Raw genomic sequence first — 1,612 nt, forward strand, 5'->3', positions numbered from 1 at the left:
AGACTAGTTTATTTTTACCATCAGCGTTACCATAAGGCACCAACGAAAGGGGGTGCTTGTTTATGGGGCTGATACTTGCTTTTATGATGGGTATGCTCACCATGGCTATCATTGTTGGTGTGTTTTTCCGTATGCTCCTGTTTTTCCTGTTGTGGTGGATGGACTAAGAGAACAAATCTCCCCACTCAATTAAACTGGGTGGGGAGAGAGATTCTTTGGTTCTGGTGTATGCCCTAAAATCAAGCCTATTGATATTAAGTGATGTAGCTAAACCATAAACTAGAAGGTTATACATCACTAATGAGGACTAAGTTTAAATTATTTACGAGTAAATCAATCGAGACTGAAGAAGCAGAAAATGCCATAGAGGCTACAAAACTGATTGATATGCAGGCACGGCACCTAAGAGCGATATATAAAACGGAGTGTTTAGATGTAAAACAGCTCCAATCTGTTTTGAATGTTGGGGAGAGCAATGTCTACGACTGGCTGAAAAAGTGTCAATCAGTACGGACAATAGGCCGCCGCAAGGTGGTGCCAATTATAGTTGTTGCCAATTATTTGGTGACAGGGAATTATTGATAGGAGGCATAAAAATGGGTAAGAGTAAGAAAAATGTTAGACGGCCCAACGGAGAGGGCAGCGTTTATCAGATGAAAGATGGACGCTTTGGCTCAGCGGTCAGCCTGGGCAAGGATGAAAATGGAAAGCGTCAGCGTCATGTGGCAACAGGTAAAACGGAGCAGGAAGCCATGGATAAAATGCGCCTCTGGCTCAGTAAGAATGGGTACTTAGAGGAGGAAAAGGTGGTCATTAACGGCCAGACCACTGTGGAGGAATTTGTGGAGGAGTTCAAAAAATATGGTTTGAAGGACAGCGGCATTTCTGATGTGACCTATGATAACTACTGTAATATGTTGCGTCCCTTTACTTCTGCTTTTACTGGGTGGCATATAGGTGAGATAGACACTGACGAGATAAACAAGTTTTTTGCCCGTATGTCAAATGAAACGGTAAATGGGCATTATCAGTATGGGCAGACGAGCTTAAAACGCACTGCATATTTGGTGGGCAGAATGTTTAAGAGAGCTGTTCGTAAAAAATACTTACTGCATAATCCCATGGATAATGGAGAGTTCAAGAAACCTAAGGCTAAGAAAGTTTCTAAGGAGATTACAGCTTTAACCTCTGATGAACTGTCCAACATCATGTCTGCATTGAAACAACATGACACAATATACCCTGTTATAAATGTTATGATCCATACAGGTATGAGGACGCAGGAGGCATTAGCACTTAAGTGGGGAGATATAGACTTTGAAAGTGCTTGTATTAGCATTAGCCGTGCGCTTACAAAAAAGATGGTGTTTGATGAACACGGCAATCGAACATCTGCGGAAACAGTAGTTGGCTTGCCGAAAACTAAGGCGGGTACAAGAGAAATTCTTGTACCTGATAGTTTAATTGAATATCTAATGGAGTGGAGGAAAAAAGCCCCCACAGTTAAATAGTGTTTACACGAGTAATGTGGTATAATAGGAACAATAGGCCAGAAAGAGGTGTTCCTATGAGCAATGAACAACAACGCCATGACATGAGTGATACGGTATGG

Annotated in this window: 2 protein-coding genes; both read left to right on the forward strand. The window is 41.8% G+C overall.

Annotated features, from left to right (window positions below):
- The first annotated feature begins 300 nt into the window (after positions 1 to 300).
- A complete protein-coding gene (locus B5F88_RS19400) occupies positions 301 to 582 on the forward strand; it encodes a hypothetical protein (RefSeq protein WP_087937042.1) in 282 nt (93 codons plus the stop codon).
- Positions 583 to 596: 14 nt separating this feature from the next.
- Entirely contained in the window at positions 597 to 1,511 is a 915-nt protein-coding gene (locus tag B5F88_RS19405; protein WP_087937043.1) for a site-specific integrase, read from the forward strand.
- The last annotated feature ends 101 nt before the right edge of the window (positions 1,512 to 1,612 follow it).

Origin of the sequence: Flavonifractor sp. An306, from assembly GCF_002159455.1 — a bacterium.
Taxonomy (GTDB): domain Bacteria; phylum Bacillota; class Clostridia; order Oscillospirales; family Oscillospiraceae; genus Flavonifractor.

Coding starts and splice junctions, on each gene's coding strand:
- B5F88_RS19400 (WP_087937042.1), top strand. CDS start 301: ATGAGGACTAAGTTTAAATTATTTACGAGTAAATCAATCGAGACTGAA.
- B5F88_RS19405 (WP_087937043.1), top strand. CDS start 597: ATGGGTAAGAGTAAGAAAAATGTTAGACGGCCCAACGGAGAGGGCAGC.